This window comes from Leclercia sp. W17 (genome assembly GCF_003336325.1).
Taxonomy (GTDB): domain Bacteria; phylum Pseudomonadota; class Gammaproteobacteria; order Enterobacterales; family Enterobacteriaceae; genus Enterobacter.
In genome coordinates this window covers 633,946-657,705 of record NZ_CP031101.1, presented here as the reverse complement: position 1 = coordinate 657,705, position 23,760 = coordinate 633,946, and the positions used below count along the sequence as shown (strand labels likewise).

Here is a 23,760-nt window from a genome sequence, read left to right as displayed (position 1 = left end):
ATCAACGGGGAGCAGGTCAAAATGTCCTAGCATCCCCATCACATCTATATTTGGGCTGTGGCCACTTACCCCGGTGTAACTAGTCAACAGTTAACAGATTGCCTGGGAATGGCCAGTTCAAACCACAGAATGGTATTTCGGCGTTTAAACAATGACCTCTATCTGGTGGGCTGGCAGTTTGTCTCATGTCAGGTGGGTGCTCAAAACAAACCATGGGGCTGGTATCTGGAGAAAATCTAAGAAGTGATCACCTGAAATGATCAAGTTCATCGGATCACTTCAACTTTGCATGCGCTGATACCTCTGATCACCTATCCCCAGAAGGCTATCATCGTTCAAAGCCGCACCCTGACAGAAGTTGGTAATGATTTTGGTGATTTGATCAGAGAAGTAAACGACACATAAACCTTTTGATCAAAACGCGGAAAAAATTTCGCTTGTCTCGTTACGGGTGATCAAAACAGTGATCAAATGATCACTCTGACGATACTCCTGGTTCTGAAATGGCTGCGAACAGTAAAGTCACAGGTTGCAGCAAGAATGACGGGTAAACCTGCTAATGGGAAATAGCAGCCCGACCCAGCGAGATTTGCATAAATCTCCTGCTGGTGATATTCCACTCAATATGGCAGTCCAAGACAGAAATGGCCATTCGTGTATGGAACCTGATAGAACTCATCTGGGGCTCCGCAAAGGCTCGGGTATTTTGTCACCGGCAGAATCAGACACGATAGCGGGAACACTTGTTCAGCAACTATTCACCTACCACTGTTGACAAATAAAAATGGGATGATCGTCTCTTTATCCACCTTTGCCTGTTGTTTGGTCCTGTCCATCAGGCATGCTGTCTTCCATGAGTAAAAACAATGTCCTACTGTAAGCACACCCGTTTTAGTTGTAAGCGTCCAGCGAGAACCGTATTGACGGGGATGCGTTATTCAATTGGCAGTGCTACGCGCCAGGGGAGCAGTTCGCTGACCCGGTTGACTGGCCAGTCCGCTATGACGTTAAGGACGTGACGGAGGTAGCTTTCTGGATCCACGCCATTCAGTTTGCACGTCCCGATCAGGCTGTACAGCAGCGCTCCTCGCTCACCACCGTGGTCAGAGCCGAAGAACAGCCAGTTTTTACGCCCCAGACTGACCAGCCGTAGCGCATTTTCAGCGATGTTGTTATCGGCTTCGGCCCAGCCATCTTCCGCATAGTACGTCAGTGCCGGCCACTGGTTCAGGGCGTACGTGAACGCCTTCGCCAGCTCCGAGTGTCGCGACAGCGTTTTCATCTTTTCACGCAGCCAGCTTTCCAGGGCTTTCAACTGTGGTTTAGCTTTTTGCTGACGTTCAGCAAGGCGTTGCTCCGCCGGCATTCCCCTTATCTCCGCTTCAACGGCATACAGCTCGCCGATACGCTTCAGGGCTTCATCCGTCAGCGCCGACGGTGTGCGGACGTGCACATCGTGGATTTTACGGCGGGCGTGAGCCCAGCAGGCGGCTTCCGTTATCTGGCCATCGCGGTACAGCTCGTTGAACCCGGCGTACGCATCCGCCTGCAGCACACCACTGAACCCTGCAAGATGGGTCTGAGGGTGGATGCCTTTTCTGTCCGGGCTGTAAGCGAACCACACCGCCGGCGCGACTGCTGATCCAGCGTTGCGGTCATCACGAACATACGTCCACAACCGCCCGGTCTTCGTCTTCTTATTGCCCGGCAGCAGCACCTGGACCGGGGTGTCATCGGCATGGAGTTTACCGTCGGTCAGGACATAGCCCTGAAGCGCCTCTTCCAGCGGTGACAGCAGCCGGCAGCATGCATCCACCCAGCCCGACAGCAGTGAGCGGCTCAGCTCCACACCCTGGCGGCTGTATATTTCTGACTGCCGGTACAGCGGGGTATGTTCTGCATACTTTGAACTCAGCACGCGGGCCAGCAGCCCCGGTCCGGCGATACCCCGCTCGATGGGACGTGAAGGCGCGGGGGCCTGCACGATGGCATCGCACTGAGTACAGGCATGTTTTTCCCGCACGGTCCGGATAACCCGGAAGGCACTGCGCATCAGCTCCAGTTGTTCAGCGGTATCTTCACCCAGGTAGCTCAACGCACCGCCACAGTCCGGGCAACACGGCTCTGCTGGCAGCAGTCGCTTTTCGTCACGGGGGAGTGATTCGGGGAACGGTTTGCGGGTACGGGTCTGGCGCAACGGGCGTTGCACGGCCGGGTCATCCACCCGACCGGTCAGCGTATCGCTCTCTTTCTGAAGCCGGTTCAGGTCGGCTTCCATCTGTGCGATACGGCGGGAGATCTTTTCGGAACGGCTACCGAAGTTCATCCGGCGAAGCTTATCCAGTTGCGCCTGCAGATGGTCTATTTCGCGCTCCCGGTCGGCCAGCTTTTCCTGCAGGGCGTGGATCAACGCTTCCTGTTCAGCCAGGCACTGTTTCAGCAGAAGGATGTCGTCAGAAGAGGTGTCGTTCATAAGCCCGCATTTTACCAGGCTTATTCTGCGACAACCAGGATAAAGAGACCTACAGCATAGTCAGGGAGGTCATCAACCGTTTCGGCTGTCGCCAGTCGATGCCTTCCAGCAGCATTGCCAGCTGCGCCGGTGTCAGGAACACTTTGCCATCACGGGCTGACGGCCAGGCGAAGCGCCCACGCTCCAGTCTTTTGGTCAGCAGGCACAGCCCGTCTCCGGTAGACCACAGCAGTTTTACCTGGCTGCCGCTGCGGCCCCGGAAGATGAAGACGTGGCCGGACATCGGATCGTCTTTCAGCGCCATCTGCACCTTTGCGGCCAGACCATTGAAGCCGTTTCGCATGTCGGTAATGTCGGCAACCAGCCAGATTTTGGTCCCGGAAGGTAACGGGATCATCGCTTCAGTTCCTGTATCAGCAGAGTCAGGAGCTTTTCGCTGACAGTACCGTTGAGGCGAAGCGTCCCGTGCCGGAACGTTACCTCACAGCTGATACTGAGCTCTGGGTCCTCTGCGGGCGGTTCTGGCTGTACGGCGGTGGCATCGAGAGTCACAGGGAGTAAATGAGGACTCTCAGGTGAAGGTAATAGCAGCTTTCCCTCGCGCCACTGCTGGCGCCATTTAAATAGCAGATTGGCGTTAATGCCATTTTCGAGCGCCAGTTTTGAGATGGATATCCCGGGCTCGCAGGAGGCGGCAACGAGCTGCTGCTTAAACTCAGGAGAATAATTAGGGCAGCCTTTACGCCTGCCGGAAGTCACATTTTTCTGCATATCTGACACTTTGGTTCCCACCACTATTTGGTGTACACCACTTTGTCGAATACATCAGATTATGACCAGACGGCTCTCGCTGGACGCTTACACTGCTGCTGGCGCCTCCATGCCGCAAAGCGGCATTCAGAGAACTTGCTCGTCAGTCCAGGCTGTGTATTCAATTCAGGGTGAACGGTTCCGAATCCTTTCTGCTTCCGGTTAAGATACATTCAGGTTCTCGAAAAATAAGGGAAAACGTTCGTAGTGAATCTGAAGGAAAAATCGGCCCATCTGGCGTGGTGCGAGCTGGTTGCGCTGGCATTAGGTAGGAAGAACGGCGATATAGTGTCGCCAGTACAGTAAAATCTCTTTCTCACCAGGTGGCTGGCGACGGCGCTGAAGCAACGTCGCTTTTCGTGTGATATTACCCCCGACATCGAGTGGCTTCTGAAACTGCTGTGTCTCATTGAACGTGAGCCTGCACTGATTAATACATTGCGCGGTATTCTCACTTGAACAAAACCAGCCCCTTCGCGCTGACGGGCCTGGTTTTGTTCTTCGGTGTACAGTACACCGTCTGACGACGGATTGCCTCCCTTTACCTCGGTGCATAGCCCTCTTCCGCCAGTGTTTTCATATGAATGGACTAGGAAATAAATTATGCTGACTCATTATTTCTGGCCATAAAGGTTCTGGCAGTGCCATCTTTCGGGTCAACAAAGGTAATATCTTCAGGATCACGACGAGGGCTGGCCAATGACAGAAATATTACGGGTTCTTCAAGAAGGGTTGGTAATGCATGGACAACATTACGCTCGAAAAAAAGCACGTGGCCGGGGGCAAATTCGGCTTCGTCACGAGGATCTTCCATCCAGAGCGTCCCCATGAATCCCTGAATAACCTGACGCCGGAGGATCACCTGCTGATGGCTGAAAAACCGGAACTCTCAAAAAGTGCGTGGAACTAAAACAGGTGTGCATTACTCCACCTCATGTTGAAGAGACCAGACTGCATCAGAAAATTGCACCATAACTGAGCAAGCCGCATCCCATTGGTGCAAAAGTGTCTCCAAAAAAAAATAATCCATTGATTTAACTGTGCTTTAAAAATGGCATGAATTTTTCATGTCGGGTATATGCAAGCAGGGGCAACCCTTAAGCCTTGAATCCATTAAATATCGACAGGTAATGAAGCCTGATTGCCCTAATAAGGACAATCAGGCTTTTTTATTAATGCAGAGAGCAAACATACGTGCAAACTATTGATATTGGAATTTTGCTTTCCACAGAAGGTACCTACAGCCACCTGGCGAACAGCACACTGCTTGGTGCGCGCCATGCCTTAGAGGAAATCAATGCCGATCCTGCTTATCCTTTTCAGCTGCGGGCCCGACATATCAACCCTGCGGGTGAACTCGCAGCCTACAGTGAAGCGGTGAGCACCTTTATCGCTCACGGCATCCGCCATATCTTCGGAACCATTACCTCTGCCAGTCGGAAGGAGATTATCCCGGACCTGGAGCAGCATAACCTGCTGCTGTGGTATGGCTGTCCTTACGAGGGGTTCGAGAGCTGCGAGCAGGTCGTATATCTGGGCGGTTGTCCGAACCAGACTCTGCTGCCACTCCTGCGGCTGGCGCTGGATATGTTCGGAAATCGCTCCTGGCTGATCGGCTCTAACTACGTCTGGGGCTGGGAAAGCAATCGTATCGCCCGTGAGGTAGTGGAAGGTTCCGGCGGTACGGTGGTGGGCGAAAAATATCTGCACCTGAGAAACAGCAACGTGACCGAGTTGATTGAGGCGATTCTCAGCACAGAGGTAGATTTTGTGCTCAATAACCTGGTAGGCGAAACCTCTTATGCGTTTCTGCGCGCACTGGACGAGGCCTGTCTTCGCGATCGGCGGACGTTAGCGGTGCTCAGCTGTAATTTTACCGAAGCCGAAGTCGCCGAAGTCGCGCCACTAAGGGCGGTACGTTTGCTTTCCTGCGGACCGTTTTTTGAGAGCGTCGATCTCGATTTTTGCGCGCGGCAGCACCTGCAACATGGCGCACAGCGCATCTCCCACTACTATATCGGCGGCTGGCGGGCAGTAAGGCTGTTTGCCAATAGCCTGCGCGAGGCCGGAAACAGCGAGCCGGGTGCGGTGCTGGCAGCACTGCATCGTCAGCACGACGTTGATTCTCCGGGCGCTCGCTCAGTAATGGCTCAAAACAACCACGCCTGTTTGCCCTGCTACATCGCTGAGTTGCAACAAACTTGCTTTCAGATACTGCATCGCGAACCGCTGCCGGTTATGCCCGATCCCTATCTCTCCGCGACCGAGCTACGTGAAAGCCGAACGGTTGCAGCCAGACCTGCTCTGAGGATTGTTAAATGAAAACGCTGCTGTCCCCGGATTTAGATGCTCAGCCGCTCCTGCTGGTAGACTGTGAAGCAAGGAGTCGCGAAGCGCTGGAAAAAAACCTGACGCGGATGGGTATCCGCTGGCATCACCTGACCGGAGATGCGGCTTTACCTCCTCTCACCCCCTGTGCAGTACTGGTGGAACTGGAGGCATTCGCCAGCCCGCTAACCCTGAGCCAGATCAATCTGGCGGGAATACCGGTGATCGCGCTGACCTCACATGAGGGACTTTACCAGGTACAGCGCGCGCTGGAGTTAGGGGCAACAGCGCTCCTTACCAAGCCTATTACACAGCGAGCCATCTATACCACCCTGATGATGGCAGTGGGGCTGCGTCAGCAGTTGCATGACATTCAACAGCAACAGATGCTACTGCGCCAGCGTCTGGCAGCAATGCCGCAGATTACCCAAGCTCTGGCGGCCCAGATGCAAGCGGAAAGTATTGATGAACAACAGGCATGGGTTCGCCTGCGCTCGGAATCAATGTGTACGAACCAGTCGGTGGCACAGGTGGCGCAGAAGTGGCTGCTACGAATGTCGTCCGGCAAGCGGGGAGCACAATGAATAGAGTCGGATATTTTCTGCGCCGGCCAGCCCTGCTGCTCTCGCTGCTGTTTATTCTCCTGGTGGTGATGAGCGCGCTGTTTGCCCCCTGGCTCACCCCCTTCGATCCCGATGAACAGTTTGTCGAGGGACTGAGCCTGGAAGGCGCACCGCTTTCTCCCAACAGCACTTACTGGCTGGGAACCGATCTGCTGGGACGCGATCTCTTCTCGCGTTTAATTTACGGAGCTCGTACTTCGTTACTCATCGGTGTTGTCGCCAACGGCACTGCAGTACTGATCGGCGTCCTGGTAGGGCTTAGCGCAGGTTATCTGCAGGGGCGTATCGGAGGGCTGCTGATGCGCTTTACCGATCTGATGATGGCGTTTCCCGCACTGCTGCTGGCGATTGCCCTGGCGGCGATTTTCCAGCCAAGTGTCTGGATCGTGTCCCTGGTGATCGCCATGGTGAACTGGGTGCAGATCGCCAGGGTTATCTACGCCGAAACTAGCGCGCTTAGCGCCCGCGACTTTATCGCCGTGGAACGCACCCTGGGGGCCGGAACGTTGCGTATTCTCGGCGTGCATTTAATTCCACATCTGGCGCCAACGGTGCTGGTCTGGGCCACACTAGGCATCTCCACCACAGTCCTGCTGGAAGCTACTCTATCGTTCCTCGGGGTGGGGGTACAGCCGCCAACGCCGAGTTGGGGCAACATCATCTTTGAAAGCCAGAGCTATTTTACTTCGGCTCCTTGGCTGGTGTTCTTTCCCGGCGCGGCGATTGTGCTGCTGTCGCTCTCTTTCAATATCGCTGGTGACGCCCTGCGCGACGCCCTCGATCCCGGCTTAAAAGGACGAAACTAATGCTATTTCTGGGAAAACGTCTGTTGCATGCCGGGCTGATCCTGCTTGGCGTTACGTTGATCTGCTATTTGCTGCTGTTTATGTTGCCCGCCGATCCAGCGCGCCAAATCGCCGGGCGCAGTGCCACGCCGGAAGTAGTCGAAAACATCCGCCATCAGTTGGGGTTGGATCTGCCGTTTTATCAGCAATATTGGCGTTATCTGCAGGGGCTGCTGCACGGCGATCTGGGACGCTCGTTTATTCAGCGCAGCGAAGTGAGTGAACTGGTTTCCGCCCGTATCGGGCCGTCACTGCAGCTGATGGCGGCGGGTATTCTCTGCGAGTTGGTACTGGGGATCGCCCTCGGCACCCTGGCGGCGTTAAAACGCGGCGGGCTGGCGGACCGGCTTCTGATGGCGCTCTCCTTTATCGGTGTTTCGGCGCCGCAGTTCATCGCCGCGATGCTTTTTCTCTATCTTTTCGCCGTGGTACTCAACTGGTTCCCGATGGGAGGCTATGGCGGCTTCAGCCATCTGGCGCTACCGGCGCTAACCCTCGGCCTGCTCGGCAGCGGCTGGTATTCACGCATGTTGCGCTCGTCAATGATTGAGGTGCTGCATCAGGATTTTATCCGCACCGCGCGGGCCAAAGGGCTGGGCCGAACCCGCGTACTGCTGCGTCACGTGCTGCCGAATGCCGTGCTGCCGCTAATTCCGATGATAGGCATTGATATCGGCATTTTTATGGGCGGACTGGTGGTAGTCGAATCGGTCTTTGGCTGGCCGGGTATCGGTCAGCTGGCCTGGCAGGCGATTCAACAGGTGGATATCCCGGTGATTGTCGGGGTAACCACCGTGTCAGCGGTTGCTATTGTTGGCGGCAACCTTATTGCGGATCTGGTGCTGCCGTGGGTCGATCCGCGCATTGATGTCAAAAAGTAGCAGGGGAAGATGATGAAAAATGCGTTATTGACAATGGCGGTGGCCGCGGCCTGTTTCTCTTATGGCGCGCAGGCTGACGAGAAGACCGGCGGCGATATCGTGGTGACCTACCAGAACGACGTGGCGACCCTCGATCCGGCCATTGGCTATGACTGGCAAAACTGGTCGATGATCAAAAGCCTGTTCGACGGCCTGATGGACTATCGTCCCGGCACCACCGAGTTGGTGAACGACCTGGCGGAGAGCTACGCCATTTCCGAGGACGGCAAGGTCTACACCTTTGTGCTACGCAAAGGGGTGAAATTCCACAACGGCCGCGAGGTCACGGCGGCGGACGTGAAATATTCTCTGGAACGCACAGTCAACCCGAAAACCCAAAGTCCGGGCGCCGGGTTCTTCAGTCCCATCGCGGGCTATGACGAGGAGGCCAGCGGTAAAAGCACGACCCTGAGCGGTATCGAGGTCGTCGACGATCATACGGTAAAAATCACTCTGAAAGAGCCCAACGCCACCTTCCTGCATGTGCTGGCGCTGAACTTTGCCTCGGTGGTTCCCCGTGAGGAGGTGGAGAAATGGGGCGCCGACTTCGGCAAGCATCCGGTCGGCAGCGGCGCGTTTGAGCTCCAGGAGTGGAAGCTGGGCCAGGAGCTGATCTTCCGCAAAAACCCGAACTACTTTAAAGCCGGCGTGCCGCGGCTGGATCACATAAAGTTCGAAATGGGACAGGATCCCTCGGTCGCTCTGCTGCGGCTGGAAAAAGGCGAAGTGGATATTGCCGGCGACGGCGTACCGCCCGCACAGTTTCTGTCGTTTAAAAACAACCCGGCCTATAAGGGCCTGATGGTCACCGGCGACCAGTTGCAGACCGGCTACGTGACGATGAAAACCACGCTGCCGCCTTTCGATAATCTCAAAGTCCGCCAGGCGGTGAACATGGCGGTCAACAAAGATCGCATCGTGCGCATCATTAATGGACGCGCGGCGCCGGCCAACCAGCCACTGCCACCCGCCATGCCCGGTTATGACAAGGCATATCAGGGTTTCAGCTACGACCCGGCAAAAGCGAAGCAACTGCTCAGCGAAGCGGGTTTCCCCAACGGTTTTGCTACCGAACTGTACGTGATGAATACCGATCCGCAGCCGCGTATCGCCCAGTCTATCCAGCAGGATCTGGCCAAAGTGGGCATCCACGCCAGCATCAAATCCCTGGCGCAGGCGAATGTGATTGCGGCGGGCGGCTCCGCCAGCCAAGCGCCGATGGTCTGGTCCGGCGGCATGGCGTGGATCGCCGATTTCCCGGATCCCTCCAACTTCTATGGCCCGATCCTCGGCTGCGCCGGGGCGGTAGAGGGCGGCTGGAACTGGGCGCGCTACTGCAACAAAGCGCTGGACGCGCAGGCGGCCGCGGCGGACAGCATGGTGAAACCCGACCAGCAGGACGCGCGCATTGAAGCCTGGCGCAAAATCTTCATCACTGCTATGGATGACGCGCCCTGGGTGCCGGTATTCAACGAGAAGCGCTACACCGTACATTCCGCACGCATGGGGGGCGAGGACGCGCTGTATGTCGATCCAGTGCATGTACCAGTCAACTACGACTATATCGGACTGAAATAATTTGATGGCGCCGGGACGGCGCCGCTGCTTAAAGGAGAGTCAGGATGTGCCAAAATTGTCTGGTGAAGACCATTCATCATGCTCAACATCATTTCGGCTGGGATAACAGCCTGAGCCCGGTCCTGCACGTAGCTTCCGGCAGCCAACTGGAGTTTCACTGCCTGGATGCGGCTAACGGCTGGTTCAACGCCGGTTCTACCGCAGCGGATATCCCAACGCTGCCGTTTGATAAGCTCAACCCGGTCAGTGGCCCGGTCTATGTGGAAGGCGCTCAGCCGGGCGATGCGCTAAAGGTGACGCTGGAATCCTTTCGTCCCAGCGGCTTTGGCTGGACTGCGAATATCCCGGGCTTCGGCCTGCTGGCCGATCAGTTTTCTGATCCGGCGCTGACGCTGTGGCAATATGACCGCCAGGGCTTAACCCCCTGCGCCTTTGGCCGATATGGCCGCGTACCGCTGAAACCCTTCGCCGGTACCCTCGGCGTCGCTCCCGCCGCCGCGGGCCATCATTCGGTGGTGCCGCCGCGCCGCGTGGGCGGCAATCTGGATATTCGCGATCTGGCCGCTGGCTGCACATTATGGCTACCGGTGGAAGTAGAAGGCGCGTTGTTTTCTATTGGTGACACCCACGCCGCGCAGGGCGATGGTGAAGTCTGCGGCACGGCGATTGAAAGCGCGATGGACGTGGTGGTGAAGCTGGAAGTGGTTAAAGATATGCCGCTGAAAACGCCGCGTTTCGCCACCCCTGGCCCAGTGACCCAACATCTGGATCGGCACGGCTACAGCGCCTTCACCGGCATTGGCCCTGACCTGATGACCGCCGCCCGCGACGCGGTAAGCTATACCATCGATGCGCTGTGCCGCGAACAAGGGATGTCGGCGGAAGAGGCCTATATGCTCTGCTCCGTGTGCGGCGATCTGCGCATCAGCGAAATCGTCGATCGGCCTAACTGGGTGGTGTCGTTCTATTTTCCCAACAGCGTGTTTAATTAGGAGCGTTATGTCAGCAGTCCTATTTCCGGCGCCGCTGCTCTCGGTCGAGCGCCTGTCGATCCAGTTTGGTACACAGCGGGTGGTGGATGACGTCAGCTTTGCGCTCTGGCCGGGAAAAACTCTGTGCATTGCCGGCGAGTCGGGCAGCGGTAAATCGCTGACTTCGCTGGCGATCATGGGTTTGCTTCCGGAGGAGGCACAGATTCCAGGCGGCGCGATTATTTTTGATAACCAGGATTTGCTCAGCCTGCCGGAGCGGCAAATGCAGCTGCTGCGCGGCAAGTCGGTTGCCATGATTTTTCAGGAACCGATGACCTCGCTCAATCCGCTGATGACGGTGGGCCAGCAGCTGGAAGAGACGCTGCAACGCCACGAAGTGCTGGGCCGCCGTGAACGGCGCAGCCGGGTCAGCACGATGCTGGACGCGGTCAAAATCAGTCATGTGGAGAAGCGCCTGCAACAGTATCCGCACGAGCTTTCCGGCGGTATGCGCCAGCGGGTGATGATCGCCATGGCAATGCTGTGCCAGCCACAGGTGCTGATTGCCGATGAGCCGACCACGGCCCTCGACGTCACTATTCAGGCGCAGATCCTCGAGTTGATGCGCGAACTGCAGCAGGCGTTTTCCACCAGCCTGCTGTTGATCACCCACGATATGGGAGTGGTGGCAGAAATGGCCGATGATGTGCTGGTCATGAGTCACGGCAAAATCATGGAGCAGGCTCCGGCAAAAACGCTGTTTACCTCGCCGCAGGCGGCTTATACCCGCCAGCTGTTGCAGGCGGTACCGGTGCTGGGCCAGGCGCCCGCGCTGGCGCCGGTCGAGGCGACGCGACCGTTGCTCAGCGTCCGCGACCTCAGCGTGCGCTTTCCGGTGCGCGGCGACGGCCTGCGCGTGCGTCGCGAAGTCCATGCCGTCGATGGCGTCAGCTTCGATCTTTTCCCCGGCGAGACGTTGGGCATCGTCGGTGAAAGCGGCTGCGGTAAATCGACGACGGCAAAAGCGCTGATGAATATGGTGCCATTTAGCGGCAGCGCGCAGCTTAACGGACAGGAGCTGCACGGCCTGAAGGACGAGGCGTTAAGAGCGGTACGCCGCGATTTGCAGATGGTGTTTCAGGATCCCTGGGCGGCGCTCAATCCGCGCAAAACTATTTTCGACCTGGTTGGGGAGCCGCTGCTGATTCATGAACAGATGCCCGCAGTACAGCGCACGGAGCGGGTGGCGCAGCTATTGCAGCAGGTCGGCCTGCCAGCGGAAGCGATGCGGCGTTATCCGCACCAGTTTTCCGGCGGCCAGCGCCAGCGCATTTGCATTGCCCGCGCGCTGGCGCTGAACCCGAAAGTGATCATCGCCGATGAATCGGTTTCCGCGCTGGATGTTTCAGTACAGGCGCAGGTGCTGACGCTGCTGGAAGATTTGCGTCAGCGCTATCGGCTCAGCTATCTGTTTATTTCCCATGATATGGCGGTGGTGGAGCGCATCTGCCACCGGGTAGCGGTGATGTTTGGCGGCCAGCTCGTGGAGATCGGCCCACGAGATCGAGTGTTGCACCATCCGCAGCATCCTTATACTCAGCACTTGCTCAGCGCCGTTCCTATACCTGACGTTCAGCAAAGACGGCAACCCCGAGCCACCAGCGCAATGCCGATAAGACCAGAACCGATCAAACCCATCGGCTATCAGAGAGTACCGCAGCGCTTTACCGATTTTGGCGACGGGCACCTCGTCGCCTGCTGAACAAAAAAGCATTCAAACCGGCGGATTTCCGCCGGTGGCAACACTGTTGCCACACAACTCGACGAGAGGCCATTAAACTGGAAAAGTTAGCACATAGCAGGACATAGAGCCGGTCTAAAATGCCCTAAATGCAACGTACCGTATCTTTTATTGTTAGACAAAACCGGAGGTAAACATGCTTAAACCGTCTTCTCCCTAGTGGTGTGATCTCACCACGCGGGAATTCAGTAAACTGGATATGGCGAATATCGTCGCCGTACTACCTATTTGCGCCGTAGAACAACACGGAGCTCATCTGCCGGTTCGGGTGTTTGCTGCCATTAATGCCAGCATTATTGAGCGAGCTGTAGAATTACTGCCTGCCAATTTACCGATGCTGGTGTTGGCCACTTTGCCTGTAGGTTAATCTGACGAACACCTAGCTTACCCTGACACACTTTCGTTGCCATATGATGTTCTGGGGAAAGTGTGTTTTGAAATGGCTAAAAGCGCCTGGCGCACAGGTATTCGCAAGATCGTTTTCTGGAATTCACAAGGCGGCCAGCCCTAATTGATGGAAATGGTTTGTCGCCAGCTGCGCATTGAATTGGAGATGTTTGCCGTCGGTGCCAGCTGCTTCCGCCCCAAGACCTCCGAGGTGTAAGGCGCGTTGAATATCGGGAAGAACCGGCCCGAGGCTCGTAATGGGGGCGCGCAGATTCGCGCCAATCAGCACAATGCTGACGTACAAGCCCCAGCGGGAAGTTGTCCTAGTGGGGTTGGAGGGGGAAAGCGCAGAAGACACGGCAACCTCATAACATCAACGAGCCACAAGTGACGTAGCCCTAGTGATGCGTTGGTTGACGTTAACGCTTACGCGAGATTCGGAAGATAGGAGACGGATCCGTATATCACCACATCCCTTAAAACCCGGCGATCAAACCAGCGCCGGACCGGAGTGTCCTTGACTACACCTCGCCCGAAAGGGCGAGATAGCGGGGTAGAGCTAACCAGGACAGGGGGCAAACGGGCAGAATTTATAGTCCGGTAACCGGCTACGTCGGGCTTTCGGCGCCATTTGACTCCACAGACGCATGTAACCTCATCTGGCGCCTCCATGCCGCAAAGCGGCATTCAGAAGACTGGCTGCGCACTGCTCGCCAGTCCGGGCCTGATGTTCAGTCCAGGGGCTACGGTTCCGGATGAAACCCGCTTCCGGTTAAGATATAACTAGCAGCATGCAGGCCGGGCCTCGATCCTCATAGCCATCAATCTAGATAACTGAATCGCCACGGGTTTAACAGACACCTCAGAGTCATTTAAGATGACTTAAAGAGAGGTGCCCATGAGCGGTAAGCGTTATCCCGAAGAGTTTAAAATTGAAGCGGTAAAACAGGTTGTTGATCGCGGCCATTCTGTTTCCAGCGTGGCAACACGTCTCGGTATCACCACCCACAGTCTTTATGCCTGGATAAAGGCATATGGCCCGGATTCCTCAACCAATAAAGTCCAGTCAGACGCTCAGGCTGAGATCCGACGCCTCCAGAAAGAGCTGAAGGGTAATGCTGCCAACTTACTGATTTAGTGTATGATGGTGATTTTAAGGTGCTTGCGTGGCTTCCATTTCCATCAGATGTCCTTCCTGCTCCGCTACTGAAGGCGTGGTGCGTAACGGCAAAAGCACTGCCGGACATCAGCGCTATCTCTGCTCTCATTGCCGTAAAACATGGCAACTACAGTTCACTTACACCGCCTCTCAGCCCGGTACGCACCAGAAAATCATTGATAGGGCCATGAATGGCGTCGGATGTCGCGCCAGTGCACGCATTATGGGCATTGGCCTCAACACGGTTTTACGTCACTTAAAAAACTCAGGCCGCAGTCGGTAACCTCGCGCATACAACCGGGCAGTGATGTGATTGTCTGCGCTGAAATGGACGAACAGTGGGGCTACGTCGGTGCTAAATCACGTCAGCGCTGGCTGTTTTACGCGTATGACAGGATACGGAGGACGGTTGTGGCGCACGTCTTCGGTGAACGCACTCTGGCCACACTGGAGCGTCTTCTGAGCCTGCTGTCGGCCTTTGAGGTCGTGGTATGGATGACGGATGGCTGGCCGCTGTATGAACCCCGCCTGAAGGGAAAGCTGCACGTTATCAGCAAGCGTTACACTCAGCGCATTGAGCGACATAACCTGAATCTGAGACAACATCTGGCAAGGCTGGGACGGAAGTCACTGTCGTTCTCAAAATCGGTGGAGCTGCATGACAAGGTCATCGGGCATTATCTGAACATAAAACACTATCAGTAAGTTGGAGTCATTACCGAAAGCTAGAATGTATGGTAATCATTAGATTGGTATTTTTTATTTTACTGGCTGATTGCAGTCATCCTTAAAAGGCAAGCAAGATTATTATCATCGAGTGGGTTGGTTCATGTTTACAGGGAGATAACGGCTTTGTTGAATAAATCAGATTTCGGGTAAGTCTCCCCCGTAGCGGGTTGTGTTTTCAGGCAATACGCACGCTTTCAGGCATACCTGCTTTCGTCATTTTGTTCAGCGCTCGTACCAGGGCCATAGCCTCCGCAACCTGACCATCGTAGTCACGCAGCGTCAGTGAACCCCGAACAGCTGTTTTACCCGGTACATCGCCGTTTCCGCTATCGAGCGACGGTTGTAATCTGTTGTCCATTTCCACCGCGCATTACTCCCGGTCATTCGCTGATTAGCCACTGCACGGTTACGGTCTGCATATTCACCGGGCCAGTAACCCGCACCTTTTCGGGGAGGGATAAGCGCGCTGATTTTCTTACGCCGCAGTTCATCGTGACAGAGCCGGGTGTCGTAAGCGCCGTCTGCCGATGCTGCCCTGATTTTTCTGTGAGTCTGCCGGATAAGACCCGGGAAGGCTTCTGAGTCCGTCACATTGTTCAGCGACAGGTCTGCACAGATGATTTCATGTGTGTTGCTGTCAACTGCCAGATGCAACTTTCGCCATATACGACGGCGTTCTTTGCCGTGTTTTTTGACTTTCCATTCGCCTTCACCAAAGACCTTCAGCCCGGTGGAATCAATCACCAGATGCGCGATTTCACCCCGGGTGAACGTTTTGAAACTGACATTAACCGACTTTGCGCGCTTGCTGACACTGGTGTAATCCGGGCAGCGCAACGGAACATTCATCAGTGTAAAAATGGAATCAATAAAACCCTGTGCAGCCCGCAGGGTCAACCTGAACACGCGTTTAATGACCAGAACGGTGGTGATGGCGAGATCAGAATAGCGCTGAGGTCTTCCCCGTGATGAAGGCGTTGTCGACTCATACCAGTCCTGAATAGCTTCATCATCCAGCCAGAAAGTTATGGAGCCACGGTTGATGAGGGCTTTATTGTAGGTGGGCCAGTTGGTGATTTTGAACTTTTGCTTTGCCACGGAACGGTCTGCGTTGTCGGGAAGATGCGTGATCTGATCCTTCAACTCAGCAAAAGTTCGATTTATTCAACAAAGCCCGCCTTATCTAGAAAAACCAATGCAATCATATACTCGGGCCTAACATTTATTGAGCAACCTGGAATCAAAGGACCAAATAATTGTGCCGTTTGGATTGTCCCACCTAAAAGCAATAGCAGCCAGAAAGAAATGATAAGACTTCAAGGCAAGCATAATATGATGGAAGATGAGAAAGGCCGGGTTGAACCCTGGAGACCATACCAATTGATGCTTGAACTTGCTCACCCCCAATTCCCTGATAAAAAAGGATTTGTTCTCACAGGCTCCATTTGTTATGACGCAACCGACATCGCGCTAAGTGCAGATCTCAGGGATAAATCAAATGCTTATCTTGTAGCAGCATTAAACAGGGATGTTAATACATTCGATTCCATGGTTGAAGCACTGCATTATCATATGTACCAGCATGTTGTGCTCGTTAACTCAGGGGAATTCGGAGGATCTTACGCTAAAGCACCTTACAAGGAACCGTTTAATCGTTTGATTGCTCATGTTCATGGCAATGATCAGGTAGCTATAAGTACGTTTGAAATGAACATGTTTGATTTCCGTCGTGATAATGTAGGACAAAGTATGCAATCCGGGTTAGATAAAAAAACTGCTCCTGCAGGAATCACAATGTAATAAATATTAGATATTTTTATATTAGAGGTGAGGAGATGGCGTCACCTCTAATATTTTCGCTTATTGTATTTAGCATCAAATAATAAAGGCACAATTAATTTAATTGACTATCATGAAAAAATTAGTTCCGCCATATCAAGTAACCCCGGCACAAATCTATCGTTCCGTTGCCAGTTCTACAGCCATTGAAACCGGAAAACCCGTGCAAGAAATTGAGCGACAGCTCAAACGTAACCGAACACTGGCGAAGAACGTCGGCCTCGCCAGCAAATCCAGAGATCCGATTTAAGCCTCTATCTCTGCCCAAACAGGTTAACGACATTGTTTTCCTGCTGTTGCTGGTGGTTATTCACCCGAGACTCCCAGATCTCGAGAGCCTTACGCTTTTCAACCAGGTAATCGTAACGATCGTAGTGTTTAGAACTCACATCCTGTAGAGCATGGTTCTGAATGCGGTCACGCAGGTCTTTAGCAATACCCGCTTCGCCCATCAGGGTCTTACAGGTACGACGAATATCACGCGCAATAAAAGATGGGCTCAACGCAAAGTGTTGCCGGTAATAAATGATGGCTTGTGCAAAGCTGTCTGTGCGTAGATGCTGTTCCGATTTAATACGCTGCGGGAAGATGTAAGGACTCTGACTATGATTCTCAGCCTTCAACTTTTCGAGTATCTCAATGGCTGACTCAGTCAAAGGCACCAGATGATCCCTTTTATTTTTCGACACATCCGCCACTATCAATAACGTTTTTTCTTCCCAGTTAACGGCATCCCAACGGCTGGAAACCAGCTCATGAGGCCGCTGGCCCCCCGTATAGACACATAAGTTAAGCAATTGGCTGATTAACGAGCCGACCTTTGGTGCTTTAGGGAAATCCCCCATAAGTTGCTGTAATTCATCCAGTTTCAGCCAGTTTGTCCCTGCCTTCTCCGCTGCAGATTGTTTAGGTATCACACTCACTGGATTCATTTGAAGCCCAAACATCACGTTCTGCTGGTGGTTTGCCGGATCGTTGTCAGCCTTCAGCCCATAATTGAATGCTGCCATCAGATAAGAGCGAACACGATTTGCTTCAACTGATGCACCACGTTTAATAATGGTGGCCAGAATTTGTTTAATATGAGCAGGTGTAACGTCACGAGCTTTCATCACTTTAGGTATAAAAGGATAGGTTTCTTTTTCCAGCCGGTACAAAACCTGTTGCCAGGTGCGTTTACCATCTTCACGCATTTTGGTGGTGTAACCCAAAATGAGTTGCTCAATGCTGCCTCTGAGCTGGTCTTCACGTTGTTGTTGTTCGGCAGAGAAAAGCTGCTCTGCGATTTCGGCCTTGGGTGCTTTTCCTTGTTTAAGAAGACCCGCATGCTCTTTGCATTGCTGTCTGGCTTGTGCCAGTGACAGCTCAGGGAACCGCCCTAGCAGAATGAACTGCCGTTTCCCTTGCCAGAAGTAGCGATAATAAAAAACTCTCTGGCCTGATGGCTCAACTTTCACCCCTAATCGCCCTGCCCCACGTTCACCACTTTTGTCCCACTCATAATAGGCAGTTTTCTTCGGCTTTAAGCCGCTGATCAGCGAGACGGTTAAATTATCAGACATAGCCTTTTTCAGTCCTTAGGTGTTACGTCACCTGAACATTTACAGGTGACGTAGTGGGTGACGTAATGATGATACTGAAGGCCAAAACACAGCACAACATGAAACAACAATAATGAATTAACACTATGTTATTAATCAAAATAAAATCATAGCGATGAAAAATGCACAAAGATGAAACGCGTTGTTAACATGACTCATAATCGCTTGGTCGCTGGTTCAAGTCCAGCAGGGGCCACCAAATTTCAAGGACTTAGACAGGAAACTGGCTAAGTCTTTTTTATTTATATCGCCAGGGTCCGGTAAACAATATTCCCCACAAAACAAAAAGCGCCACCGCAAGTCATTCTTGCGAGGCGCTTTCCAGAATCTCACTGCAGGAAGGTAAAACTTACCTTGCCAGCGACACCAGCATCTTCAGGCTCGCAGAATAGTAATCCTCCTGCGCCGTGATCTGCAGCTCGCCCGACGGGAGTTGCCCCATCGCCAGGTCACGCACCGCCAGCAGGCCGCCGTCCATCATATAAGGCGCCGGATCGTTGGTGGTGATGTTCACCCAGGCTGGCGTCTGGGTACGGGCAAAACGTCCCCAGTAGGCGGTATACGGTGCCATCAGTGGGCTGGTTGGCTGATACCACTTCACGTACAGCGGCACGCGGATCGCATCGTAGCTAAAGCGCGCCGGCCACTCTTTGGCCGGGGTCACATGGCCGTCAGCATAGAGGGAAACCCAGTCCGCCGGGAGCTGCGTGTTGCCAAAGCGCATTTTCACCAGCAGCTTCTGCCCGTCGTTGATCAGATCGCGCCACACCGTCAGATGGCTGCGCTTCGCGAAATCCTCCCAGGCCGGGAAGATAAAATAGGACGGGTTGAGATTCACATGGCTGTTGAGGTTGAAGCCTTTCGCCCCAGGCAGCATCACGCGGTAACCGGCAAAGCTGATCACATTGCGCGCCACCAGCTCTTTGGTGATGGCGTCCGACGCGTTCAGGTAATTGCTGTCATTCCACTGGGTACCCGCCTTTAACAGCGCCCAGGCGATAAAGGTATCGCCGTCGGTGGCATTGTTTTTATCCATAACCGGATCGGCGGCCACCGGGTTAAAGCGCCAGTAGAACAGGCCGGTCTGTGGGTTTTGCAGATTCTTTTTGGTCCAGCTCCAGATTTTGTCAAAACCCGCGCGATCGTTGTTGCGCACCGCCATCATCATGGCGAAGCCCTGCCCCTCGGTATGGCTCACGCTGTTGTTGCCGGTATCAATGATGCGACCATCCGGCATCAAAAACCGCGCCTTGTAACTCTCCCATGCGCTTCCAGCGAAAACCTGATGGCTTAACAACAGCCCCAGCGCCAGAACCACGATTTTAGTTCGCTGCCACATGGCCGATCCTTATTGATTGTTTTGATATCTGAAATGGATAACCGTAGCCGAGGGGGATGCCTCCCGCCACAGTGAAACGTGCGATTTTCCGCCCTGCTCGCGCAGCCAGCGGGCGTAGAGCCCCTCCAGCACCGCGCTGAAGGCGTGGTTCCAGGCCATCTGCTTTGCCTCTTCAGGCGGCACCGGCAATGCCGTATGCACGATGCGGATCGCCGTGTCGCTGGCATCAATATCAATATAGCCCCAGTTAAAGGCCGCCAGCCGGGCGTTGATCTGCTCTTCGAGTTCGCCCACCGTGTGCGCCAGCGTCAGCGGGAATCGCTCGCCCAGGGCGTCGCCCATCTGCACGAGAAAGGCGCGGCTCTGCGCCTCGCCGACGTTCGCTACCATCGTCTCAACCATTACGTGGATCAGTCCAAACCAGCCCGACTGGGACTGTTGATGCTGGTAATAGTGCAAAAGCTGTTGATCGTTCATTACTTGTTCCCCAGAAGGTAGCGGAAGTAGAGGCTTGCGGTGCTTTCGTTGTAATCACCGAAGGTGTCATACCCAATCTGCCCGCCGATGGTCATATCTTTGTTGAGTTTGTAGTCCGTGGACGCGCGCAGGTTGTAGCCCAGGCCGTTTTCGCTGTTGCCTTTGTAGAACGCCTCTTTGGCGAAACCACGTGAGACATAATCTTCCAGCTGGCGCTGCATGGACGCGTCCGTCGGGAAGTACGGGCTCTCATCCTGGGAGTAGGACTGATAACCAATCGATGCGCCTAACCCCAGGTTCCAGTTGTCATATTTCTGGGTGTAATCCACCGGGAAGGAGACGCTGATATAGTCCTGCGGACTGAAATAGCCCCCCTGCCCGTAGCTGAAGTAGCTCAGGTTTTTGTCGAAGTTCATGTAGTTCATGTTGATGCCGGCTTTCAGCTCGCGGTCGGCGGCGTAGTAAGGGCGGAAATAGACCCCCGCAGAGCCGGTGACGCTGGTGTTGCTCGGCACGTTCTCCCCGACGTAGTCATACACGCCAAACCCGGCGTAGAAACCTGCATCGGTGTTGTCATAGCTCAGCTGCGCGCTGCCGCCGTTTTTGGTGACCTGGCCCCACTTCTTGCCGCTGTATTTGTCCTCAACGCCGACATAGGAGAGGAGGCTGTCTACCACCGCACGACGCTCGCCGGTGAGCACCAGCTTGAGGTAATCGGTCAGCTGTGGCGACCACTGGATCCCACCGACAACGGTATTCAGATCCTGACCCAACGGCGTGGAGCCAACGTCAATTTTGTATTGATCCCCGGTGAGCGCCATCGCCACTTCCACACCCTGAGCGCTTTGCGAGCCCTGGGACGGCACCTTGATTTTGTCGATATTCGGCAGCTCAGGCGGCGTGGTGGTGGAGGCATTATAGAGCTCTTCGGCCACGCCGCCCTGAATCAGCGCCCCGGTACCAAACCGGCGGCTGGATTCATCGGACGAGGTACCCGCATCGAGGCTTATCGGCGTGACGTTAACGTCCAGGCGGGAATCCCCGAACGGCACGGTGGACCACTGCAATGGCGCCTTGATCTCGGTGAGCTTGCTGAGCCCATCTTCGCCGTCACGCGCGCGCAGGGAGGTTGATCCTCGCGCCCAGGTGGCGGTTTTATCCACCAGCATCTCCATCATGTTATCCACCTGGCGCAGCGTACCTGCCTGGGCGGTTTCCACCGGCAGGTCGGTGCGCACGGTACCCGGCGGCGCGGTCTCTGGATTACGCGCCAGCTGGGCCACCTGCCACGGCATCGCCTGGCCGTAGAGCGACGGCGACGCCGCCACCTCGCCGGTGCTGGAGGTACCCACAAACGGGTTGTCGGCCAGTGCCAGGCCGCCCAGCATTGGGGCGGTTTCACCGGTGTTATTCTGCAGGCCGAGCAGCTTGCCGCGCGCGGTGCGCAGATAGCTCATCGCCTGCTGATGATTGCCTTCCGCCTCGGAGACCCGCGCCAGCAGCAGCAGGCGCTCCGGCGTACCGTCGTTGGTCAGCCCGGCGCTCAGCTGCTTCGCTTTATCGACGTTTTTGCTGGCCAGGGCCACATCGATCGCCCCGGCCCGCGCATCCTGCTGCGGGGTATCGCGGGTCATCAGGTAGTCATAGACCACCCCAGCCTCTTTATTCATCTTGCCGGACTGGTAGACGCGGGCCATCGCAAACATCAGATCGGTGTTCTGCGGATCGTTTTGCATGGCGCGGATCAGCTTATCGTAGGCCGCAGCATAGTTACCCTGCACGCGCAGACGGTCGGCCTCGTTGATCACGTAGCCGTTACGAATGCTCGCCAGCTGGGTTGGCGTACTGCGGGACTGCAACTCCGGGCTGGCAAGCCAGGCCTGGGCTTCGCTGCCCAGCCCCGCCTGATTGAGCACCGCCACCTGATCGGCATAATCCCCGGCGTTACCCTGCACGCCGCGGCGCATGTTGTCGTGAACCACGCTCACCGCAGTGGTGACATCCCCGCTCTGGGCAAGCATCCGCGCCAGCTTGCCCGCATCCGCCGGGCTTTGTGGCGGACGCGCCGCCAGGGCTTTCAGGGTGTTAGCCGCCGCGGTGCGATCGCCCTGCGCCAGATAGCGCTCGGCGACGTTCATCTGCAGGTTGTAGTTGACCCGCTGCGACAGCTCGCGCATATCGCGGTTCTGGCTGGAGGCCGGAATACGCGACAGCAGGGTTTGCGACTGCTGCCAGGCGTTGTTTTCACTGGCGAACAGCGCGGCAGCGTAGAGTTCGCTGTTGCTGGCGTTCGGGCGGAAAGCTGGTGCCATGGTGTTGGCCGCCTCTGCGTCGCGTCCCTGTTTCTGCAGCAGACGCGCAAGATCGAGACGCAGCCAGGGATCGGACGGATAGCGGGCCGTCCCCTGCTGCAACAGCGCAATGGCGCGCTGCGGATCGCCGTTGGCCGCCGCCTGCTGCGCCTGACGACGCAGCGGATCGGTCGGGTTGCCGCCGGAGACGCGCGGCTGGAGCCTCGCCTGTAGGCTGGCCGGCAGGGTCTGCAACATCGCCTGGGCTTCGGCGGTTTTGTTCTGCTCGCGCAGGACGTAGTAGAGGTTTTCCCGGGCCGCGCCGTTGTTCGGCTGCTCGGTCAGCAGGCCGCGCAGGGTCTGCTCCGCCGAGGTGTAATCTTTGTTATGCCGCTGGACGTCGGCGCGGAACAGCTTCGCCGCCGCCCCCTGTTCGCCACTGCGCTGGGCGAGCGGTGCGCTCAGGGCCAGCGCCTGGCTGACGTTACCCTGTTTGTAGGCCGCCTGCGCCTGGGCCAGTTGGCCGTAGAACTCGGCATCCTGCGCCTGCTGCTTGCGCTCCTCAGAGGCGCTTCCGCCCAGGCTTGCCGCACGGTTCAGGTACTGCGCGCCCGCGGCGTAGTCGCCCTTGCGCAGGGCCACGTAGCCCATCCCGGCCAGCGCGTCGGCATCTTCCGGGTTGGTCTTCAGCGCCTGCTCAAACTGGCTGCGGGCGGTGTCGGTATTGCCGCTGTTCAGCGCCACATAGCCTTCGCCTTTTGCCGCCCCGCCGATGCTTTTACGGAAGTAGTCCTGCACTGCGGTATCGGTGGGATGGCGCTGCAGGTAAGTCTGGTAATAGGCTTCGTCACCCGCCTGCGGCCCCAGCCAGAGCAGAGCCTGACGCAGGGATTTATCCGCGTCCTGACTGCCGCTCGCCAGATCCTGGAGGATATCCATCCCCTCGCGGCGGGTGCTCTCCTGATAGGTGAGCACTTTGCCCAGCGCAATTTTGACATTGTTATCCTGCGGGTACTGCACGCGCAGCTGACGCAGCTCGCTCACCGCCTGCGGATAGAGGGATTTGTCCCCCGCCATGGCCAGATAGTATTCCGGGGCCAGGCTCGGCGGCGGCTGGTTGCCGGTAAACAGGCTCTGCCAGGTGCTAAGCGCGGCGGGAATATTGCCGCTGCGCGCCTGCTGGCGGGCCAGCTCCAGCTGCCCACGCGGCACCTGCTGCATCTGTTTGGCGTTATCCAGCGCCTGCAGATTCGCATCCTGCGGCGAGACCGCCGTTAAGCGCTCACGCCACTGGGCGGCTCCTTTCATGTCCCCAGCCTGCTGTGACCACAGCGCCATCAAGTAAAGCGCCTGGGTGTTGTTGGGGTCCACCATCAGCACTTTTTTCAGCGATTCCATCGCCAGGTTATCGTGAGACTTTTCGTGCCAGTAGTTCGCCTGGTCGAAGAGCGCTTTCAGCGCCGGATTATTGGCCGACTGCGCGGCATCCGCCGCCTGGGCGCCCTGAAGGCCCCCGAGCGCCAGCCCGCTGAACAGGCAAAGCACAGGCAGATGTCTGGCGGTTTTGTTTTTATTTTCCATAGTGTTAC

Annotated in this window: 18 protein-coding genes and 5 pseudogenes; 14 read left to right on the top strand and 9 right to left on the bottom strand. The window is 55.8% G+C overall.

Annotated features, from left to right (window positions below):
- Positions 1 to 934 precede the first annotated feature (934 nt).
- Genes DVA44_RS03305 through DVA44_RS03295 form a run of 3 tightly spaced genes read right to left on the bottom strand, consistent with a single transcriptional unit; the run spans position 935 to position 3,244 of the window.
- Positions 935 to 2,473: an IS66-like element ISSgsp1 family transposase gene (locus tag DVA44_RS03305; RefSeq protein WP_015060488.1), complete on the bottom strand. Its 1,539-nt coding sequence runs from the start codon at positions 2,471 to 2,473 to the stop codon at positions 935 to 937.
- Positions 2,474 to 2,522: 49 nt separating this feature from the next.
- Positions 2,523 to 2,870, bottom strand: a complete 348-nt coding sequence (gene tnpB, locus DVA44_RS03300) for an IS66 family insertion sequence element accessory protein TnpB (protein ID WP_063162313.1) — start codon at positions 2,868 to 2,870, stop codon at positions 2,523 to 2,525.
- On the bottom strand, positions 2,867 to 3,244 hold the full coding sequence (locus DVA44_RS03295; RefSeq protein ID WP_015060490.1) for a transposase: 378 nt from the start codon (positions 3,242 to 3,244) through the stop codon (positions 2,867 to 2,869). The genes tnpB and DVA44_RS03295 overlap by 4 nt, the downstream gene beginning before the upstream one ends.
- A 246-nt stretch (positions 3,245 to 3,490) precedes the next feature.
- Here DVA44_RS03295 and DVA44_RS25905 point away from each other — a divergent pair.
- A pseudogene (locus tag DVA44_RS25905) lies at positions 3,491 to 3,679 on the top strand (DUF2913 family protein); the annotation flags it as partial.
- Between the two features lie 205 nt (positions 3,680 to 3,884).
- On the opposite strand, the gene DVA44_RS25630 reads toward DVA44_RS25905, so the two are convergent.
- The gene (locus DVA44_RS25630; RefSeq protein ID WP_161989521.1) at positions 3,885 to 4,097 is read right to left on the bottom strand and encodes a hypothetical protein; all 213 of its coding nucleotides are present in this window, start codon (positions 4,095 to 4,097) and stop codon (positions 3,885 to 3,887) included.
- On the opposite strand from DVA44_RS25630, the pseudogene DVA44_RS26190 reads away from it, so the two are divergent.
- From DVA44_RS26190 to DVA44_RS03225, 11 genes and pseudogenes are all read left to right on the top strand, one after another.
- Positions 4,092 to 4,193, top strand: a pseudogene (locus DVA44_RS26190) (integrase); the annotation flags it as partial. The gene DVA44_RS25630 and the pseudogene DVA44_RS26190 sit on opposite strands and share 6 nt — an antisense overlap.
- 284 nt (positions 4,194 to 4,477) lie before the next feature.
- Positions 4,478 to 5,605, top strand: a complete 1,128-nt coding sequence (locus DVA44_RS03280; protein WP_004118230.1) for a transporter substrate-binding protein — start codon at positions 4,478 to 4,480, stop codon at positions 5,603 to 5,605.
- Positions 5,602 to 6,195, top strand: coding sequence for an ANTAR domain-containing response regulator (locus tag DVA44_RS03275; protein ID WP_114385720.1), 594 nt, complete (start codon positions 5,602 to 5,604; stop codon positions 6,193 to 6,195). The genes DVA44_RS03280 and DVA44_RS03275 overlap by 4 nt, the downstream gene beginning before the upstream one ends.
- Entirely contained in the window at positions 6,192 to 7,040 is an 849-nt protein-coding gene (locus DVA44_RS03270; protein WP_004118228.1) for an ABC transporter permease, read from the top strand. Before DVA44_RS03275 ends, DVA44_RS03270 begins: the two co-directional genes overlap by 4 nt.
- Positions 7,040 to 7,960, top strand: a complete 921-nt coding sequence (locus DVA44_RS03265) for an ABC transporter permease (RefSeq protein ID WP_004118227.1) — start codon at positions 7,040 to 7,042, stop codon at positions 7,958 to 7,960. The genes DVA44_RS03270 and DVA44_RS03265 overlap by 1 nt, the downstream gene beginning before the upstream one ends.
- A 12-nt stretch (positions 7,961 to 7,972) precedes the next feature.
- Positions 7,973 to 9,577 (top strand): ABC transporter substrate-binding protein, encoded by a 1,605-nt coding sequence (locus tag DVA44_RS03260; protein WP_004152278.1) that lies wholly within the window; start codon positions 7,973 to 7,975, stop codon positions 9,575 to 9,577.
- Positions 9,578 to 9,621: 44 nt separating this feature from the next.
- Entirely contained in the window at positions 9,622 to 10,569 is a 948-nt protein-coding gene (locus DVA44_RS03255; protein WP_004118225.1) for an acetamidase/formamidase family protein, read from the top strand.
- Between the two features lie 7 nt (positions 10,570 to 10,576).
- Positions 10,577 to 12,310 (top strand): ABC transporter ATP-binding protein, encoded by a 1,734-nt coding sequence (locus DVA44_RS03250; RefSeq protein ID WP_004118832.1) that lies wholly within the window; start codon positions 10,577 to 10,579, stop codon positions 12,308 to 12,310.
- Positions 12,311 to 12,548: 238 nt separating this feature from the next.
- Positions 12,549 to 12,860: pseudogene (locus DVA44_RS26170) on the top strand (creatininase family protein).
- Between the two features lie 774 nt (positions 12,861 to 13,634).
- Positions 13,635 to 13,847 (top strand): annotated as a pseudogene (locus DVA44_RS03230) (transposase); the annotation flags it as partial.
- Positions 13,848 to 13,902: 55 nt separating this feature from the next.
- Positions 13,903 to 14,600 (top strand): IS1 family transposase gene (locus tag DVA44_RS03225; RefSeq protein ID WP_246843594.1). Its coding sequence is split into 2 segments (ribosomal slippage): positions 13,903 to 14,152 and positions 14,152 to 14,600, totalling 699 coding nucleotides; the frame shifts between segments, so codons are not numbered across the junction.
- A 199-nt stretch (positions 14,601 to 14,799) separates the two neighbouring features.
- Here DVA44_RS03225 and DVA44_RS03220 read toward each other — a convergent pair.
- Positions 14,800 to 15,767: pseudogene (locus DVA44_RS03220) on the bottom strand (IS5 family transposase).
- On the opposite strand from DVA44_RS03220, the gene DVA44_RS03215 reads away from it, so the two are divergent.
- Together DVA44_RS03215 and DVA44_RS25625 are read left to right on the top strand one after the other, a co-directional pair.
- Positions 15,747 to 16,424 carry a hypothetical protein gene (locus DVA44_RS03215; protein ID WP_114385719.1) on the top strand — a complete coding sequence of 226 codons (678 nt, stop codon included), beginning with the start codon at positions 15,747 to 15,749 and terminating at the stop codon, positions 16,422 to 16,424. The pseudogene DVA44_RS03220 and the gene DVA44_RS03215 sit on opposite strands and share 21 nt — an antisense overlap.
- 112 nt (positions 16,425 to 16,536) lie before the next feature.
- A complete protein-coding gene (locus tag DVA44_RS25625) occupies positions 16,537 to 16,713 on the top strand; it encodes a hypothetical protein (RefSeq protein ID WP_163424167.1) in 177 nt (58 codons plus the stop codon).
- A gap of 4 nt (positions 16,714 to 16,717) precedes the next feature.
- Here DVA44_RS25625 and DVA44_RS03210 read toward each other — a convergent pair whose 3' ends face one another.
- The 4 genes from DVA44_RS03210 to DVA44_RS03195 form a co-directional block, all read right to left on the bottom strand.
- Positions 16,718 to 18,025: a site-specific integrase gene (locus DVA44_RS03210; RefSeq protein WP_114385718.1), complete on the bottom strand. Its 1,308-nt coding sequence runs from the start codon at positions 18,023 to 18,025 to the stop codon at positions 16,718 to 16,720.
- A gap of 388 nt (positions 18,026 to 18,413) precedes the next feature.
- Complete coding sequence (locus tag DVA44_RS03205) at positions 18,414 to 19,403, bottom strand: glycosyl hydrolase family 8 (protein WP_114385717.1); 990 nt, start codon at positions 19,401 to 19,403, stop codon at positions 18,414 to 18,416.
- Between the two features lie 9 nt (positions 19,404 to 19,412).
- Positions 19,413 to 19,880: a cellulose biosynthesis protein BcsD gene (gene bcsD / locus DVA44_RS03200; RefSeq protein WP_103824860.1), complete on the bottom strand. Its 468-nt coding sequence runs from the start codon at positions 19,878 to 19,880 to the stop codon at positions 19,413 to 19,415.
- On the bottom strand, positions 19,880 to 23,752 hold the full coding sequence (locus DVA44_RS03195; RefSeq protein ID WP_114385716.1) for a cellulose biosynthesis protein BcsC: 3,873 nt from the start codon (positions 23,750 to 23,752) through the stop codon (positions 19,880 to 19,882). Before DVA44_RS03195 ends, bcsD begins: the two co-directional genes overlap by 1 nt.
- Positions 23,753 to 23,760: the final 8 nt, after the last annotated feature.